Here is a 17,000-nt window from a genome sequence, read left to right on the forward strand (position 1 = left end):
AAACAAATATTTAGTCACGCTTCAATCTTGCCATTGAAGCGTGTTATTTGATTATTCAAATAAAATTTGATGAAAAATCAAACAAAATACTATTTTTTTCTGTGATTGTCATACAAAAGTATTTGCATTCTTTTAAAATATAGTTAAGTTAAAAGAATGCAATAAAAATCGCAAGGAACAATAATTATGACCACAGTTGCCCAAGTTATACAAAATAAAATCGGACAAGAAATCCATACCATTCGCCCTGAAGCAACCGTTTTAGAAGCCATTACACTTATGGCAAATAAAGGCATTGGCGCAGTCGTGGTTGCCGAAGACTCTACTGTTGTGGGCATTCTCTCTGAACGTGACTATACTCGCAAAATTGCCCTCATGCAGCGTACCTCTGACCACACCACTGTTGCTGAAATTATGACAAATAAAGTCCTTTCAGTCACTCGCTCAAATACTGTTGATGAATGCTTAGCGCTCATGACTGATCGTCACATTCGCCATTTACCTGTAATAGAAAATAATGAACTCCTTGGCTTGGTATCTATTGGAGATTTAGTAAAAGCCACCATGGAAGATCAACGCAAACTCATTGAACAATTACAGCAATATATTTCAGGTTAATTGATTTACAGTTTAACTTGTAAAAAAACCTCTCAAATCGAGAGGTTTTTAATTGAATCAAAAAATTTCGATCAAAACTTAGTTCAAGCCCAATTTCGCAGCCACATAATCGGCATCTTTGTCGCCACGACCTGACAGATTAACCACAATGTTAATGTCTTTTGCCAGTTTTGGCGCTTCACGAATTGCCCATGCCACTGCATGAGAACTTTCCAATGCAGGCACAATCCCTTCAACACGAGACAGTGTCATAAAGGCATCAAGACATTCCTGATCAGTTGCTGTTGAATATTCAACACGACCAATATCTTTTAAGAAACTGTGCTGTGGACCAACCCCCGGATAGTCCAGACCCGATGCAATTGAATGCACAGGTAAAGGCTCACCTTGTTCATCTTCCAATACATAGCACGCCATACCATGAATCTGACTTGGTTTACCCAATGTCAATGTTGCTGAATGCATATCTGTGTCCAAACCATGACCCGCAGGCTCTACGCCTACCAGTTTCACTTCTGCATCATTTAAAAATGCAGTAAAAGCACCCACTGCATTTGAACCACCACCCACACACGCCACCACATAGTCAGGCTGCGCACCAAACTGGTCTTGTGTTTGAACTTTAATTTCGTCACCAATAATTGATTGAAAATCACGCACCATTTTCGGGAATGGATGCGGTCCCACCACAGAACCAATCGCATAAATAAAGTTGGCTGGATCTTTTAAATATTCATCAAATGCACTGTCTACAGCATCTTTTAAAGTGGCTGTACCGCGTGTTACAGAAATGAGATTTGCACCTAAAACTTTCATTTTCACGACATTGGGATGTTCTTTTTCAATATCCACCTGTCCCATATGAATTTCACATGGAATACCGACCAACGCACAAGCCGTTGCCAAAGCCACACCATGCTGACCCGCACCTGTTTCAGCAATAACTTTGGTTTTGCCCATATATTTTGCAAGTAAGGCCTCACCCAGACAATGGTTAATTTTATGCGCGCCTGTATGATTTAAATCTTCACGTTTTAAATAAATCTGCGCACCACCCAGTTGTTCAGACAGGCGTTTTGCATGAAATAATGGACTTGGACGACCGACATAATGGGCAAATAAATCTGCCAATTCCTTTTGAAACTCTACTGTATGACGAATTTCTTCATAAGCGACATTAATATCATCCATTGCCTGTTTTAAATGTGGTGGGATAAACTGACCCCCATATTCACCAAAAAAACCTTCTTCATTTGGTAAAGCAATTCCATTTATTTGATGATTCATGTTGATCCCCTGATCCCACTTCTACAACATACAAAACAATAAACTTATTTTAAATAAACAACTGATGTTATTTATTTAACGTGACAAATACTTAGTCATATCCTCAATGCCTTTTAAAGTCATTGGAAACATATGATCGTCAAAAATTTGCTTAATAAAGGCAATGGTTTGGGTATAGTGCCAATAATTTTGCTCTTCAGGATTTAACCATGCGGTTTTTTCAAAATGATTGCGCAAACGACGCAGCCAAACCTCACCTGCTTCCTCATTATTGTATTCTACCGAACCACCGACCGATCGAAGCTCATAAGGTGCCATACTCGCATCACCGACCACGATGACCCGATAATCCTTACCATAAGTATTGAATAAATCCCAAGTATTCATTCGTGTTGATGAACGACGGAAATTATCTTTCCAGACATAATCATATAAACAGTTATGAAAATAAAAATATTCCAAAGTTTTAAATTCTGTCTTTGCCGCGCTAAACAGTTTCTCACATTGTGCAATGTGCGAATCCATCGATCCACCCACATCAAACAACATCAATACTTTAATACGATTACGGCGCTCAGGCACCATTTGCACATCAAGTATGCCCTGCTTGGCGGTTTCGTAAATTGTCCCGTTAATGTCCAGCTCTTCGGCAGCACCCTGACGGGCAAATTTACGTAAACGACGCAATGCCATTTGCATTTGCCGAGTACCTAAAATCTGTTCATCATCCAGATTTTGATATTTACGTTGTTCCCAGACTTTAACAGCAGAGTTTTTGCGACTTGGGCCACCAATCCGCACACCTTCAGGATGGTCACCAAACGCACCAAAGGGTGATGTGCCCCCTGTACCGACCATGCGGTTGCCGCCTTGATGCTTTTTATGCTGTTCACGCAAACGCTCTTCCAGCATTTTCATCAATTCTTCAAGCGAACCTGCTTTCATCAATTCAGCACGTTGTTCAGGGGTCAGATGCTTTTCAAGCAACTCCAGATCAAACCAGTCTTTGGGTAATTTCTGCACCTTACTGAGCAAATCATCGATATCAAAGGTTTGAATACCCTCAAAATAATCTTTCATGGCGCGGTCATATTTGTCAAAGAAACGCTCATCCTTGACCATGACCGTTTTAACCAATTGATAGAAATCATTTTGATCTGCAAATACCAAACCTTCACTGACCGCCTGATTTAAATCGATCAGCTCACGTGTCGAAACAGGAATGCCATATTTTCTGAGGGTATAAAACAATCGCACAAACATGTTGCGCTCTCCTCATTAACGACGTGACATAAATGCAAGACGCTCAAGCAACTGTACATCTTGCTCATTTTTGATCAGTGCGCCATATAAAGGTGGAATTGCTTTAGATTTGTCATGATTACGCAATACATCTTCTGGCATGTCATCCGCCATGAGCAGGCTGAGCCAATCAATCAACTCAGAAGTTGAAGGTGGTTTTTTCAGCCCCGGAACCTGACGCAGCTTAAAGAAAACCTGTAAGGCTTCAGAAACCAAAGTTCCTGAAATACTTGGGAAATGCACCGCAATAATTTCACGCATGGTGGCTTCATCAGGAAATTCAATATAATGGAAGAAGCAGCGACGTAAAAATGCATCTGGCAGTTCTTTTTCATTATTTGAAGTGATGATGACAATTGGACGTTGTGTTGCAGTGATGGTTTCACCTGTTTCATACACAAAGAACGACATTTTGTCGAGTTCATGCAACAAGTCATTTGGAAACTCAATGTCCGCTTTATCAATTTCATCAATCAATAAAACACAGCGTTCTTCGCTGGTGAAGGCTTCCCACAACTTACCTGGCTTGATGTAGTTTTTGATGTCATAGACACGATCATCACCCAACTGACTGTCCCGCAGGCGAGATACCGCATCATATTCGTATAAGCCTTGCTGAGCTTTGGTAGTTGACTTGATGTGCCAAGTAATCAACTTAAGTCCCAAACTTTCAGCCACTTGCTCTGCAAGTAAGGTTTTACCCGTTCCCGGCTCACCTTTGACTAAAAGTGGTTTTTGTAATGCACGAGCTGCTTTGACAGCAAGTTTTAAACTATCCGTCGCGATATATTGAGACGTACCTGTAAATTGTTGAGCATCAACAGACATAGATAACCTTTATTTTTAATATTTAAAGTGGTGAAACTTTTTTAGTGACTGTGTTTTTTTGCAGTGTATTTTTATTGGCTTTATACTTAGACCAGAAATAGCCTAGCATTAAGCCCACACCAATCACAAAAGTAATAAGTGCTGCATTTGACCAAATGAGTGGATTATCTTTAGTTAAAATACCAAACATTAATCCAAAAATTGCAGGTGCAATTGCAGAATTAGGTCCTTCTGAAATTGTTGGCGTTGCTATCACAGCAAATACAATAATCCATGTAATCCCGCCTAATGGTGAAGGCAATCGTTTTGCAATCGAAGACCAACACCACAATATAATCAATGCCCCAAGAACATAGACAGTAACCGCTATACTGTCTTCAGGGATAGAATCGAGTACTTCTGCAATATTTGCCCATATTCCTGATAATTGATCAAGCACCGCGTAAACCCTCTGGCTCTACCGCATTTGGATTAATTAAACCTTCAGGCGGCATTTGTAAGAAAAAGCCTTTTGTTTGCAATGAATCAATAACATGTAACACATTTACACGTGCTAATTTACGAGATTCAGTTAATTCAAGGTGCATCACATGTGTTGCTCGACCAAACGCAGCACGTAAAGGCTCAGATAAAGCAGCCAATGGATCAGCATTTTCATCTTCATTTGGATGATTTGGACGCGCTACATAAAGATACATTTCATCTTTTTTGCTTGACTTATAAATATCACAATGCATTTTATTCAACAGTGTTACTAAAAACTCAAGGGACAGCATACATGAAAAAAACAACAGATACATTAGTGTTTGTTAACGCATCAGTCGTTATTTTGTGCTGTTTGTAAATTCTTTAACCAATTTATTTATATAGCGCAAAGTTTCAATTTAATCTATGGGTAAACTTCCATTTGTGCAGACAAATAAGGCTTATCCTTGGACAATAAACGAATCAAAGGCTGAGTTAGGACATCATAGCGCCACCCAAGCAAATAACGTGGTAGATCCTGCTCATTACGATGAAAAACAACATGTTGATATAATGCATTCAACCATTTTTTTCGCATTAATACTTCTTTAGGTGTTTGCATTTCATTTGCAACGTTTTGAATTAAATCATCCACTGCTTGCGTAACACCTTGAGAAGAATGCTTAATAGGTTTAGCAATACGCAAAGGCCAATCTTCCATTGCAGGTAAAAATTTTAATAAATCTAAAATCGTTTTACCGTGTTCACGTACAATATTTGGACGAATGTCTTTTGCCTGAGCCAACTGAAAGTTATTTTTTGGATTTTTTTCGACCAAATCATTCATGGTTGAATTTTTTAAAATAAAACTTCGAGGTTGATTTAATGCTTTAGCCAACTCTTCACGCCACAAACTCAATTGTTGCAATTGCATCAACTGTTTACGTGAATGTCGATAATTTCCAAGATCAGAATATAATTTATCTTTTGGCGTTTCCTGCGCAATTTCATATGTCAAGTGATTACAATCTTCAATCACACATTCATACAAACCTTTAGCTTGCAACTGCGCTTTCAGATGATTTGCAAGCTGCACAATATACAAAACATCATTTGCAGCATAATCCATTTGTTTACACGTTAATGGTCGCGCTAACCAATCAGAACGCGTTTGATCCTTGTCTATCTCGATATCTAATATAGTTTTGAGTGCTAATTGATAACTCACTTGCAACCCATGTCCTAAAAAAGACATAGCGACTTGAGTATCAAAAACATTTTCCAAGCAGTTTTTTTGAGAATAATGATAAATTAAATCAATATCCTCACTACATGCATGAAATATATTTTGTTCCGCTTGATAAATTGATGACCAAAATGCAGATAAATCAAGTGTTGTACCATCAAGCAAAAATACTTGATTTTCAACATTAATTTGAAAAACTCCAAGTTTTGGCCATAAGGTGTCGACCTTTATAAATTCTGTATCAAGACCATAAACAGAACTTTGACGCATTAACTGAATAACGTGGTCGAGTTCATTTTGTTGATTAATAAATTGAAACATGCCTGTTAGCGTCAAATGTTGCATTTAAATGATTTGTTGATTTTACCCTAATATATAAAATATAAATATAATAAATTTAAGATAATTTACAACAAAAGCTATATTTTTCAGCAATATCAATACAACAAATCTATTTTAAAAATAGTTTTTAACACTTAATCCCTATACAAATCCATTTATATATGAATATCACCTGAAAACAATCACTCTCATGATCTTTTTGCATCGTGGCACAAAATCACGAGCATTGAGTAACATTTATGAAGGACAATTGTAAATATTTATATTTCAAAAAATAAAGTTTTAGGAAAAACACGAATCATTTCATTTTCATAAAATTAAATAAAAAAATAAGCACATAATGTGCTTATTTCATTTTCATTCGATTATGAACAGCTTGACTCAAGGTATGACTATCTACATATTCAAGCTCACCTCCTTGAGGTACACCTTGTGCAATACGCGTCATTTGCAAGTTTAAATGTTTGGTTGCTTCTACCAAATAATGTGCTGTGGCTTGCCCTTCAACGGTGGCATTGGTTGCTAAAATAACCTCATGAATCTCTCCTTGAGATAATCTTTGCACTAAATATGGAATCCCTATTTCTTCAGGACCTATGCCATCTAAAGGTGACAAATGCCCTCCAAGCACATGATATTTCCCTCGAAAACTACCACTTTGCTCAATCGCCATCACGTCTGCTGGAGACTCAACAACACAAAGTAGATGTTCATCTCGGTCATGTGAAGAACAAATGTCACAGACATCATTTTCAGTCAAAGAATGACAAATAGTACATTCATGAATATAAGAAGTCGCCTCATTTAAGGCATTTGCCAAACCGATCGCACCTTCTTTATTTTTCATGATCAAGTGTAAAGCCATGCGTTGAGCTGACTTTGGTCCTACACTTGGCAGTACTCTTAAGGCTTGTACAAGCTGATCAAAACGATTGCTAAACACTGATGCGGCAACCCTTAGAACATGCCCGCAAGACCTGGTGGCAAGCCCATCCCAGAGTTTGCTTCTTTCATTTTTGCTTCAGACACAGTTTCAGCTTGACGTGCAGCATCATTGATTGCCGCAGCAATTAAATCTTCAATCATGTCAGGATCGTCTTGCAATAAATCTGGGCTAATTTCAATGCGTTTAACCACATTACGGCAAGTCATTGTGACTTTAACTAAACCACCACCTGCTTCAGCATGAACTTCTGTTTGAGCAAGCTCTTCCTTTGCTTTTTTTACATTATTTTCCATTTCTTTTTGCATGCGTTGTGCTTGCTGCATTAACATTTGAACATTCATAAATGTCTCCAAAAAAATTAAATCTACTGAAAAGAGCGAATTAAATTAAATCTAAACCACGAGATAGATCGCGAATAATATCATCAATATTTTCTAATCCAACAGATACACGGATTAAACCTTCCTCAATCCCTGCGACTGCTTTGGCTTCCGCTGACATTCTACCATGTGAGGTTGTTGCAGGATGCGTAATCGTTGATTTTACATCACCTAAATTACTGGTGATTGAAAGGAAACGTGTCTGATCAATGACAGTCCATGCACCTTGACGCTCACCTTTAACAACAAAAGATACAACACCACCAAAACCTGATTGTTGTTTTTTCGCCAATTCATGCCCAGCATGGTTGGGTAAACCAGCATAATAAACTTTTTCAATTTTTGGATGAGCATCTAGCCATTCTGCAAGTTTTTGAGCACTTTCACAGTGTGCTTTCATGCGTAGACTGAGCGTTTCTAAACCTTTTAGGAAAATCCATGCATTAAATGGACTCATTGAGTTACCCAATGTACGAATTACACCGTTAATTTCTTCAACCAGTTTATCTTTACCCACTACCGCACCGCCCAACGCGCGACCTTGACCATCAATATATTTAGTTGATGAATAAACAATAAGGTCTGCACCAAATTTAATCGGTTGTTGTAATACTGGCGTACAGAACGTATTGTCTACAGCAAATAAAGCACCATGCTCATGTGCAATATCGGCAATGGCTTGCATATCACCCACTTGTGCAAGTGGATTAGAAGGTGTTTCGATAAAAAGTAAACGTGTATTTGGACGGATTGCTTGCTTCCAAGCATCTAAATCTTCTAAATCAACAAATGTGACTTCTACAGCAAATTTAACAACATATTTTTCAAATAAAGAAATAATTGAGCCAAATACCGCACGTGAACAAATCACATGATCGCCCGCTTTAAGATATGCCATACATACTGCATGTACCGCTGCCATACCTGAGCTTGTTGCTACTGCGCGTTCTGCACCATCTAAAACAGCCAAACGTTTTTCAAAAGTTTGTACAGTTGGGTTGGTATAACGAGAGTAAGTATTTCCTTCTACTTGTCCTGAAAACTTAGCGGCTGCATCGGCAGCACTTTCACAAACAAAAGATGAAGTTAAGAAAATTGGCTCACTATGTTCACCCTCAAAACTACGTGTATGACCTGTACGAATTGCTAATGTATCAAGTTGGTATTCTAGGTCGTCTTGTTGGCTCATCTTAAATTCAGTTATTCACTGCCTTTGCAAAGTATTGCTAACATTTTGAGCGTCTAGTGTATTTAAGGTCAAGGTATAATATGAAATTATCGCTTAGACTTCGATCAAACTTTTATGATTTTTGGACAAAAACGGTTTATGGAACAATTCAAGAGTATTTCTCCAGTTCGTTCGAACAAAATCAAAAACCTTTCAAGACGTATCTTCAATGGTAAATCTTTGGTTTTATCACAAAGTACGCCTTATGAAGTGATTGGTCGTTATAAGCATGCAAAAATTCGTTTTTATGCTGCAACAGAACGAAAATACCAAGAGCCTTTGGTTTTTGTTGCACCTTTAGCAATTAACATGTCTATTTATGACCTATATCCTTATCGTTCTTTAATTAAATATTTTACTGAACAAGGCTTTGATGTTTATTTATTAGATTGGGGCAAACTCAGCTATAAACATTATTACCTGAATTTTTTAAACTTTATTGATGAAGCTATTCCTTATTGCATTGATCGCATTCGTGAACATGCTCAAAGTGAGCAAATTTCTTTGCATGGTTGGAGTATGGCAGGTATTTTTGTTTTACTTTATACCGCACTACATCAACCAAACTATGTCAAAAACTTGATGGTCATGGCGAGTCCAATTGACAGTTATTCTTCTGGTGGTATTGGAAAACTGTATAAAAAAATCAATATGCTGTTATCTAAAAATAATAAAATTCAGCAATCAATTTATCAAGGTATTATTCCTAAAAAAATCCTACATACACCTGGCATTTTAAATGCAATTGGTTTTAAAATTTTAGACCCTAAAGGTTGGTATGAAGGACATAAACAACTTCTACTTAATTTAGACAATGAACAACTTTTGCATGAGCATGCAACTTTGGGTAATTTTTTAAATCATATGATTGATTATCCTGGGGGTGTAAATCATGACATGCTCTTTAATGTTTGGTTACAAAACCCACTTAAAAATGGTGTAATTCAACTTAAAAATAAAAAAATTGAATTAAAAAATATTGATTGCTCTTTGATGATCGGTGCAGGTCGCAATGACCAAATGGTAACTGCCGCAGCAGTTCAGCCTTTGAGCCAATTGACAAATAGCCAAGATGTCACGTTTACTCTAATTCCTGGCGGACATTTAGGTTTAATGTCAAGTCAAAAAAGCGCTGACGAGTTTTGGCCGACTCTGGCACTTTGGTTAGATGAACGTTCAACAAAAATTTAGGAATTTAATATGATCCAGTCTGTTGCATTTATTGGTTTAGGCGCTATGGGTTACCGTATGGCAGCACATTTACCAAAACATTTTAATGACGTATATGTCTGGAATCGAAATTCTGAAAAAGCCAAGCAACATGCGAGTGAGTTTGGGACTCAAGCAGTAGATCTACAACAAGCGGTGCAAGCAGATATTATTTTTTCTTGCTTACCAACGAGCCAAGATGTAGATGGAATCTTAGCGCAAGTTAGCCCCAAAAAAGGCAGCATTTGGATAGATTGTACCAGTGGTGTACCCGATACAGCGAAAACTCAAGCCGACTATTTAGCAAAGCAAGGCGTTTATTTTTTAGATGCTCCTGTAAGTGGACAAACTATTGGGGCAGAAAACGCGACTCTAACATTTATGGTAGGTGGTGATGCTGCGGCTTTTCAAAGGGCTTTACCTGCAATGCAAGCAATGGGTTCGCTGATTAAATTAGTCGGAAGTTCAGGTGCAGGTTTTGCAGTTAAAGCCATTAATAATATGATGATGGCGGTACATTTATGTGCAGCAGCAGAAGGCTTTACAACGCTTAAAGCACATGGCGTAGACTTAAACGAAGCTTTGGCTTGTATCAATGCATCAAGTGGAAAAAGTGGGGTTACAGAAACTGCTTTACCACAACGGATTTTAAATCGTGAATTTCCTCTTACTTTCGCTTTACCTCTTTTAGCCAAAGACACAGGAATAGCTGTAGATCTCATTCGTGATGCACGACTTTCAGCGCCTGTGATTGGCTTAACACAAAGTTTGATTCAAGCTGCAAATGCTTTAGCAGAACCAAATAGCGATTTTTCTACTGCCGTTAAATTGTATGAGTCTTGGAGCAATATCACCCTTAAATAAACTCATCTGCAACATATGGTATTTATTTTTAGTTCTGTTTCGGTATTGGATAAAAGTTTTTATCCAATACCATGATCATTAGCAAAATTTTAGAGTGCCATAACAGTTATTTACAGGTCTTTGACCTAAATCCATTGCAGGAATATCTACGGTTGCACCTAAAATCCCTCCAATTGCATCTAAAGCAGATAAACGTACACCTGAGCCATCCATGGTTAAATTCGCAAACTGAGTATCAGGAACAGAGAGCCACCAACCTTTTTTAGCTGCGATATTATTCCATTGCCCTGTGGCAATATTTTGCCAATTAATATCTTTTTTCTGTAAAGATAAATACGCACCACTTGTCGGATTACCATTAACATCAGATACTTGTAGTCGATGTGCTGTATTAAAAGGAATATTGTTCATATTTGCAGTTAACTGCAAATCTATGGGTACAGGAATAAAACCACCCAACATTAAGCGAGCTGTTGCCTTTAAACCCGTTAAACTAAAACTTGTAGAACGATCCGCAATAATTGTTCCTGAATAGTCATTCACGCGAGCATTTGCTGTTCCAATTAAAGTAATATTGATGCCATTAATATTTGCATTGGTCACACGCACACCAATATCACCACTCAATGAGTTAATACCAGTATCATCGGTTAAAGTTGATGTATTTTCATTTGAACCCAAACTCATCATACCCAATGCCGAAAGTGCACCTAAACGAAAACCTTCAATACTTCGTGTTGAAGCTTGGTTTGAGTTTGAAATTGCAAACTCAACAAAAGGGTTATTCAAAATAAAATCCGTCGTTGCGCCTGCACCTTGTGCATTACTGGTCGTAATCCCTGTTAAAGCAACATTATCAATATCAATATCGCAACCTGCGCCTTTTGAGCCACCACATCCAAGTTGTAGTTTTTTAATATTGGCGTTTAAAGCAATCTCAGCTTCCATGCCTAAACGATAGAAACTTAAACCTTGGCTACTATTGTCTGTTTTATTTAAATTAAATAACGCCTGACCTTCAATATTTGATAATTCTTCATCACTGAGTTGTGACAAACCATTGGCTTGTGCTGTTTGTATACAAATAAGAAAACCAGATAAAGCCAATAACTTTATTTTTTGTCTTGACATGTTCCTATGCCTTATTTTATTAGACCTTGTCTTATTTTTATAAAAAAACCAACAAAAAAATATATAAGTTATGTGAATTTTCAAAATAATGGTGACATAAAAAATACATATAAATCAAAAAAATAATATTTAATTTCAATTTTAAACTATACAAAAAGTAAACAATATTATGATAATCAAAAATTAAAAGAATAAAAAATCATTTCAATGCAAAGAAATTTTTGAATTGCAGATTTCATTTTCACTCAGCATTTCAATCTGAACTTTCTTATATCTACTTTAAATAGATGATGAGCTTTTTATTTACTTCCAAGAAAAATGATAGGATTTGTCATGCTAAAAAGCCCTTCATCACTGAAAGGCTTTTCCCCCCAAACCTTTTTACAATGATTCAGGTTATTGTTTTAAAAAATAATATTAATAACTATACTTGAGCTATGCATCTGCACTTTATATCGAATAGTTTTACAACCATCAATTCAACTATGAACCCAAACTTGCATGACCTATTAAATATACTAAGGTTGTAAGTGCAACATACATCAATAAAAAGAATATGAAACTCATAGACTTAGCAAGCATATCTTATCTCCCTATTCTGTTATTGATTACTTCTTATACAACAAATATTATACTTACACAATCTAATAGAAATATTACTTTACATATAAATACCTGATAATACTGATATTTATTTATAAAAACTACAAATATAATGCACAAAAACTACTTAATATCTCATTATATTTTGCCAAATCATTTATAAATAATAGTTTTATATAATAAAAAACTTCATCTGAGTTGATGAAGTCCTAAAAATGTTACTTTTATTATCATTTTTAATAATGAGCTTATCTTATAAAGTTATAAGCCCGTATGAATATTTCCAATCAAATAAACCAAAGAAGTCAGCATACAAAACATCACAATGAAAAAAAATAAACTCTTGGATGTATAGATAAGTTGATCAATATTATAACTATAGATTTTATGTTTATTTTTCATAAAGCCCTCTTCAGTTTTAGAACAATTTTCCCTTCAATTAGTAGAATATTCAAATGTTGATGGCTCAGTTAAAAAAATACCTGCACATCATGTGGCAGGTATATAAAACTTTCCCCAAGGTTACAACATTCTCCTTCTTTGAAACGTATAATACACATAACAAATAACATAATCAACATTTATTGTGAAATAAATCACATTATTTTAAGATTTAGTAAGATTAGACCAGTTAAAGTGTAATGTAAAAATAGAGAGACGATAATATCCATCCATACATTGATAAAGTTGGATTGGCTTTAATATTAAAATTTGGTTTATTTGTTGTTTATTTAGACTTTTTATACAGGTGCTTACTTTGATTTTACGGCTATTTCCAACATACTCAGGTTTATTTTGTCTGATCTCATGAGTTCTTATGTCGACCTTTAGCAATATTACTGTAATTGAGCATGAAAATGATAAAGTTGCTTTATTAATTGATGGTAAAGCAATTTCAGAGCGTTATGAAATTCATCACGAAAAAAAAGTGATTGATGAATTAAAAGCTTTAGAAGATGGTCAAGCACTCAAACTTTTTGAACAGTTTATTTTTTCACATACAGATTTAAATTTAGAACATGCCTACTTATATAGTACATGTATTATCAAGCAAAATACGGCATACAAAGTTGTAGTTAATTTTATTTATAAATTAACTGTTTCAGGACAAGCACCTTCAGAACATGTCATTACCAACCAAGGTAAAGCAATGACTGCGGAAGATATCAAAAAATTTATTCAAGACCATGTCGAAATGTCTTTGACAAAATATACTGACTTAAATTATGCCTACTAAAAAATAAATGCAAAAATAAGCGCTATCAAATGATAGCGTTTTTAAATTTTTTACATTCCAAATTTTAAAAATTATTTTTATCGTCACCTAATTTTGCAAATTGTGCTTCCATATCATTAAATGCATCGGTAAAACCAACTAAAGAAATTTTATTCTCTATAGCTTGACCTTTGTTTTGTTGAAAACGTGTATAGGCATAATTACCACGTTTCAACTGCCCAACAATGCTCGTACCATTTCTAAATAGCCCTTCACGCTCTTGTAAAGAGTCGCCTTGGTCTACACGAACAAATGCCATTGTGTTTTTTTCGTGTTTATCTCCAATATTTACAATATATTGGCTGTTCATATGTAAAATAGAAATTGGACCTTTGCTCATCACACATGCTTTCATATCATCAAAAGCTTTGTACTGACATTTTATTTTCCAACTCGCTCGTCCTAATAGTTTATTTTCCAAAGGAGAAATCACATCACTATTTTTAGTTTGTGTATTTACCCGTGTGATTAAGGACGACAATTGATCATCCGCTGCATGTACAGCTCCCGTCAAAAAAACTGGAAAAACTGCCAAAATGACCAACCCCATTAACGTATTTTTAGACATAATAAAACATTCTCTGTTAAGCTCTTGCTAAAATTCACTATGGAAACAGCAAGTTATAGTAATGAATAAATTTTGTTGCACTATACCTGAAATTAGGTATTTTTCACTACTTTTATAAAAATAATTTAAATTACAACAAGTTTACTCATGCATCTTGCAATTTTTTGCATATCCCCATATCCAAAAAATAAGATTTTTTTTGCATTAATAGCTGATTATTTTTTAAATTATTCATCCATTATTTTTTATTGCCCCAAATGAAACGACGACAAAAAAACTCAAAGTTGTGACTTGATTCTCAATTATACCAACAAATCGCACAATTTATCAGCAGAATATTTAAATTTAATCACTTAATACACCTACAACAATTCATTTTTTCTTATAAGAAATAACTATATTAAGTGATATTTTTCACATAGACTAGTAACCATTTGTTTTTATAGAAATTTTACAATTTTCTTTATATTGTGCCAAAAGCTGTGTTAAGCCATTCATCAACACACTTGTATCTACACCCACTGCCACAAATTCAGTACCTAAATCTAAATATTTCTGTGTCATTTCATGTTGTGTTGATAAAATTCCTGCTGCTTTATCTGCTGCACGAATACGTTGGATAGCATCTATAACCACTTTTTGTACTTCAGGATGGTTAGGATCACCTTGATAGCCCATACTTGCAGATAAATCTACTGCCCCAATAAATACGCCATCTATTCCATCTAATTTTAAAATTTCGTCTAAATTTTCTAGACCTGTCACAGACTCTATTTGAATCAATAAACAGATATTTTCATGTGCTGTTACATAATAATCAGGAATACTGTTCCAACGTGTTGCTCGTGCTAAGGCTGCACCAACGCCACGAATGCCTACAGGTGGATAATTCACCGCTTTGATCATAAGCTGCGCTTGCTCCACTGTTTCAACCATTGGAATCAGTAAAGTTTGTGCACCAATATCTAATAATTGTTTAATAATTTGGACATTTCCAATAGGTGGACGTACAACTGCTTGAGAAGGATATGCTGCGATACTTTGTAGTTGTGATAATGTTGTTCTTAAATCACTTGGTGCATGTTCACCATCAATCAAGAGCCAATCATAACCAACATTTGCTGCAATCTCAGTACCATAGGCATCGGCTAGACCCACCCACAAACCAATTTGCTGTTGGGTTTGCAACTTTTTTTTGAAATGATTTGTATGATCAAACATTGACTATTTCTCGATGACTGCAAAAACTGTTTTATTAAACCTTGATTAAATAAAAGTACAAATATTGATTTTATATGATGTTATTGCTTAAAAATCTGATTCTATTTTCTTTTAAAATTAATCTTTACCCATAAAATGTATATCTAAATTTTAAAATGCTCTTCTTTTACATGAAGATTAAAGTAAAATCGAAAATTATCGATTAATGGAATCTTATCTTATGGATTTGCTCAGTATTTCTAAAAAGCGTTATACCACAAAAGCTTATGATGCCACTCAAAAAATCCCTCAAGCACAATTTGAACGTTTACTTGAAGTTTTACGTTTAGCACCTTCTTCAATTAATATCCAACCATGGCACTATTTTATTGCAGACAATAACGCTGCCAAACAACGTATTGCAAAAGCTCTTGTGGGTAAATACGCTTATAATGCACCCAAAGTTTTAGATTCATCACACACTATTTTATTTTGTACTCAAGCCGACATTACTGAACAACATTTAGAAAACTTGTTAAATCAAGATGATCTCAGTGGTCGTTTTAAAGATGAAAAAGCAAAACAAGGTCAAAAAGACAGCCGCACAGGTTATGTCGATTATTATCGTAATGAAAAAGGTGATATTCAGCGTTGGGCAGAAAATCAAACTTTTATTGCACTTGGTCAGGCTTTATTGGCTGCGGGCATTGAAGGCATTGATGCAACACCAATCGGTGGTTTTGATGAAGATATTATCAGCCAAGAACTAGGGCTAGAAGAAAAAGGGCTTATTCCTTCTGCCCTACTCACTTTAGGTTATCGTAGTGAATCTGATTTCAATGCTAAACTCCCTAAATCCCGTCTAAATAAAGAAGAGATTTTTACCCAACTTTAAAGATACATTTTGGGGGAAAAGCTCCCCCTTTTGTAACCATCATCTGTTATGAAATAGGATAATTTTTTGAAATTTCTTGACTGATCATCACCGCAGTTGCAGCAGAAAGTGTCCAACCTAAATGTCCGTGTCCTGTATTATAAAAAACGCGTTCATGCTTTCCTCGTTTAACCACAGGCATCATATTTGGCATCATTGGTCTTAATCCTGCCCAAGGAGTGCAATGCTCTGTTGAAATTTCAAAATTTTTATTTGCCCAATAAATAAAAGCATAATTAATATTATTAATATAAATCAATATCTTATATACAAATAAAATTAATTAAAACAATATATGTACACACTTATGTACACAATATTATTTAATTTAAGAATTAACAGAATGACGCCCACATGAAACTTACTTTCAGATGAAATAGCACCACGACAACTTTTGACGCTTTCCTATTTTCACCCTCTTTTCTATTTCTGATCACAAACTAAACTAACAGTGTACTTTTGATCAGTGAGAAGAAAATGAGTAAGAAGCCGATCCCGATTGAGAATCAAGAGTTTCCTGAAGATGATTTCAATCAAGATGTATATATTGAAGAGCATCAAGACTCTTATGAC

The 17,000-nt window shown here is 35.5% G+C and carries 17 protein-coding genes and 1 pseudogene; 5 read left to right on the forward strand and 13 right to left on the reverse strand.

The window, feature by feature from the left end:
* Positions 1-186 precede the first annotated feature (186 nt).
* A complete protein-coding gene (locus tag C9E89_RS08040; RefSeq protein WP_107007725.1) occupies positions 187-618 on the forward strand; it encodes a CBS domain-containing protein in 432 nt (143 codons plus the stop codon).
* A 78-nt stretch (positions 619-696) separates the two neighbouring features.
* On the opposite strand, the gene trpB is transcribed toward C9E89_RS08040, so the two are convergent.
* From trpB to C9E89_RS08085, 9 genes are all read right to left on the reverse strand, one after another.
* A complete protein-coding gene (trpB, locus tag C9E89_RS08045) occupies positions 697-1,905 on the reverse strand; it encodes a tryptophan synthase subunit beta (RefSeq protein ID WP_107007726.1) in 1,209 nt (402 codons plus the stop codon).
* A 75-nt stretch (positions 1,906-1,980) separates the two neighbouring features.
* Positions 1,981-3,168: a vWA domain-containing protein gene (locus C9E89_RS08050; protein WP_107007727.1), complete on the reverse strand. Its 1,188-nt coding sequence runs from the start codon at positions 3,166-3,168 to the stop codon at positions 1,981-1,983.
* A gap of 15 nt (positions 3,169-3,183) precedes the next feature.
* Positions 3,184-4,035, reverse strand: a complete 852-nt coding sequence (locus C9E89_RS08055; protein ID WP_107007728.1) for an AAA family ATPase — start codon at positions 4,033-4,035, stop codon at positions 3,184-3,186.
* 22 nt (positions 4,036-4,057) lie between these two features.
* The gene (locus C9E89_RS08060) at positions 4,058-4,474 is read right to left on the reverse strand and encodes a hypothetical protein (RefSeq protein ID WP_107007729.1); all 417 of its coding nucleotides are present in this window, start codon (positions 4,472-4,474) and stop codon (positions 4,058-4,060) included.
* Positions 4,467-4,772: a YcgL domain-containing protein gene (locus C9E89_RS08065; protein WP_107007730.1), complete on the reverse strand. Its 306-nt coding sequence runs from the start codon at positions 4,770-4,772 to the stop codon at positions 4,467-4,469. The genes C9E89_RS08060 and C9E89_RS08065 overlap by 8 nt, the downstream gene beginning before the upstream one ends.
* A 152-nt stretch (positions 4,773-4,924) precedes the next feature.
* On the reverse strand, positions 4,925-6,067 hold the full coding sequence (locus tag C9E89_RS08070; protein ID WP_107007746.1) for a ribonuclease D: 1,143 nt from the start codon (positions 6,065-6,067) through the stop codon (positions 4,925-4,927).
* Between the two features lie 367 nt (positions 6,068-6,434).
* Positions 6,435-7,031: a recombination mediator RecR gene (gene recR / locus C9E89_RS08075; protein WP_107007731.1), complete on the reverse strand. Its 597-nt coding sequence runs from the start codon at positions 7,029-7,031 to the stop codon at positions 6,435-6,437.
* A 14-nt stretch (positions 7,032-7,045) separates the two neighbouring features.
* Positions 7,046-7,375, reverse strand: coding sequence for a YbaB/EbfC family nucleoid-associated protein (locus C9E89_RS08080; RefSeq protein ID WP_107007732.1), 330 nt, complete (start codon positions 7,373-7,375; stop codon positions 7,046-7,048).
* Positions 7,376-7,415: 40 nt separating this feature from the next.
* Positions 7,416-8,603 carry an O-succinylhomoserine sulfhydrylase gene (locus C9E89_RS08085; protein ID WP_107007733.1) on the reverse strand — a complete coding sequence of 396 codons (1,188 nt, stop codon included), beginning with the start codon at positions 8,601-8,603 and terminating at the stop codon, positions 7,416-7,418.
* A gap of 138 nt (positions 8,604-8,741) precedes the next feature.
* On the opposite strand from C9E89_RS08085, the gene C9E89_RS08090 reads away from it, so the two are divergent.
* Positions 8,742-9,833, forward strand: a complete 1,092-nt coding sequence (locus tag C9E89_RS08090) for an alpha/beta fold hydrolase (protein WP_107007747.1) — start codon at positions 8,742-8,744, stop codon at positions 9,831-9,833.
* A 9-nt stretch (positions 9,834-9,842) separates the two neighbouring features.
* Positions 9,843-10,715: an NAD(P)-dependent oxidoreductase gene (locus C9E89_RS08095; protein WP_107007734.1), complete on the forward strand. Its 873-nt coding sequence runs from the start codon at positions 9,843-9,845 to the stop codon at positions 10,713-10,715.
* 78 nt (positions 10,716-10,793) lie between these two features.
* Here the strand turns inward: C9E89_RS08095 and C9E89_RS08100 are convergent, their stop codons facing one another.
* On the reverse strand, positions 10,794-11,846 hold the full coding sequence (locus tag C9E89_RS08100; protein ID WP_228198996.1) for a hypothetical protein: 1,053 nt from the start codon (positions 11,844-11,846) through the stop codon (positions 10,794-10,796).
* A 1,420-nt stretch (positions 11,847-13,266) separates the two neighbouring features.
* On the opposite strand from C9E89_RS08100, the gene C9E89_RS08105 reads away from it, so the two are divergent.
* A complete protein-coding gene (locus C9E89_RS08105) occupies positions 13,267-13,686 on the forward strand; it encodes a hypothetical protein (RefSeq protein WP_107007735.1) in 420 nt (139 codons plus the stop codon).
* 64 nt (positions 13,687-13,750) lie between these two features.
* Here the strand turns inward: C9E89_RS08105 and C9E89_RS08110 are convergent, their stop codons facing one another.
* The gene (locus C9E89_RS08110; protein ID WP_228198997.1) at positions 13,751-14,293 is read right to left on the reverse strand and encodes a hypothetical protein; all 543 of its coding nucleotides are present in this window, start codon (positions 14,291-14,293) and stop codon (positions 13,751-13,753) included.
* 423 nt (positions 14,294-14,716) lie between these two features.
* Positions 14,717-15,514 (reverse strand): 4-hydroxy-2-oxoheptanedioate aldolase, encoded by a 798-nt coding sequence (gene hpaI / locus C9E89_RS08115; protein ID WP_107007736.1) that lies wholly within the window; start codon positions 15,512-15,514, stop codon positions 14,717-14,719.
* A 220-nt stretch (positions 15,515-15,734) separates the two neighbouring features.
* Between hpaI and nfsB the strand changes: the two genes are divergently transcribed.
* The gene (gene nfsB, locus C9E89_RS08120) at positions 15,735-16,388 is read left to right on the forward strand and encodes an oxygen-insensitive NAD(P)H nitroreductase (protein ID WP_107007737.1); all 654 of its coding nucleotides are present in this window, start codon (positions 15,735-15,737) and stop codon (positions 16,386-16,388) included.
* Positions 16,389-16,434: 46 nt separating this feature from the next.
* Here the strand turns inward: nfsB and C9E89_RS08125 are convergent.
* Positions 16,435-16,653: pseudogene (locus C9E89_RS08125) on the reverse strand (FAD-dependent oxidoreductase); the annotation flags it as partial.
* Positions 16,654-17,000: the final 347 nt, after the last annotated feature.

Origin of the sequence: Acinetobacter sichuanensis (genome assembly GCF_003024515.2) — a bacterium.
Taxonomy (GTDB): Bacteria; Pseudomonadota; Gammaproteobacteria; order Pseudomonadales; family Moraxellaceae; genus Acinetobacter; species Acinetobacter sichuanensis.

Excerpts from the sequence above, each read along its gene's own strand:
- C9E89_RS08040 (WP_107007725.1), top strand. The coding sequence starts at position 187 with ATGACCACAGTTGCCCAAGTTATACAAAATAAAATCGGACAAGAAATC.
- trpB (WP_107007726.1), bottom strand. The coding sequence starts at position 1,905 with ATGAATCATCAAATAAATGGAATTGCTTTACCAAATGAAGAAGGTTTT.
- C9E89_RS08050 (WP_107007727.1), bottom strand. The coding sequence starts at position 3,168 with ATGTTTGTGCGATTGTTTTATACCCTCAGAAAATATGGCATTCCTGTT.
- C9E89_RS08055 (WP_107007728.1), bottom strand. The coding sequence starts at position 4,035 with ATGTCTGTTGATGCTCAACAATTTACAGGTACGTCTCAATATATCGCG.
- C9E89_RS08065 (WP_107007730.1), bottom strand. The coding sequence starts at position 4,772 with ATGCATTGTGATATTTATAAGTCAAGCAAAAAAGATGAAATGTATCTT.
- C9E89_RS08070 (WP_107007746.1), bottom strand. The coding sequence starts at position 6,067 with ATGTTTCAATTTATTAATCAACAAAATGAACTCGACCACGTTATTCAG.
- C9E89_RS08080 (WP_107007732.1), bottom strand. The coding sequence starts at position 7,375 with ATGAATGTTCAAATGTTAATGCAGCAAGCACAACGCATGCAAAAAGAA.
- C9E89_RS08085 (WP_107007733.1), bottom strand. The coding sequence starts at position 8,603 with ATGAGCCAACAAGACGACCTAGAATACCAACTTGATACATTAGCAATT.
- C9E89_RS08090 (WP_107007747.1), top strand. The coding sequence starts at position 8,742 with ATGGAACAATTCAAGAGTATTTCTCCAGTTCGTTCGAACAAAATCAAA.
- C9E89_RS08095 (WP_107007734.1), top strand. The coding sequence starts at position 9,843 with ATGATCCAGTCTGTTGCATTTATTGGTTTAGGCGCTATGGGTTACCGT.
- C9E89_RS08100 (WP_228198996.1), bottom strand. The coding sequence starts at position 11,846 with ATGTCAAGACAAAAAATAAAGTTATTGGCTTTATCTGGTTTTCTTATT.
- C9E89_RS08105 (WP_107007735.1), top strand. The coding sequence starts at position 13,267 with ATGTCGACCTTTAGCAATATTACTGTAATTGAGCATGAAAATGATAAA.
- C9E89_RS08110 (WP_228198997.1), bottom strand. The coding sequence starts at position 14,293 with ATGTCTAAAAATACGTTAATGGGGTTGGTCATTTTGGCAGTTTTTCCA.
- hpaI (WP_107007736.1), bottom strand. The coding sequence starts at position 15,514 with ATGTTTGATCATACAAATCATTTCAAAAAAAAGTTGCAAACCCAACAG.
- nfsB (WP_107007737.1), top strand. The coding sequence starts at position 15,735 with ATGGATTTGCTCAGTATTTCTAAAAAGCGTTATACCACAAAAGCTTAT.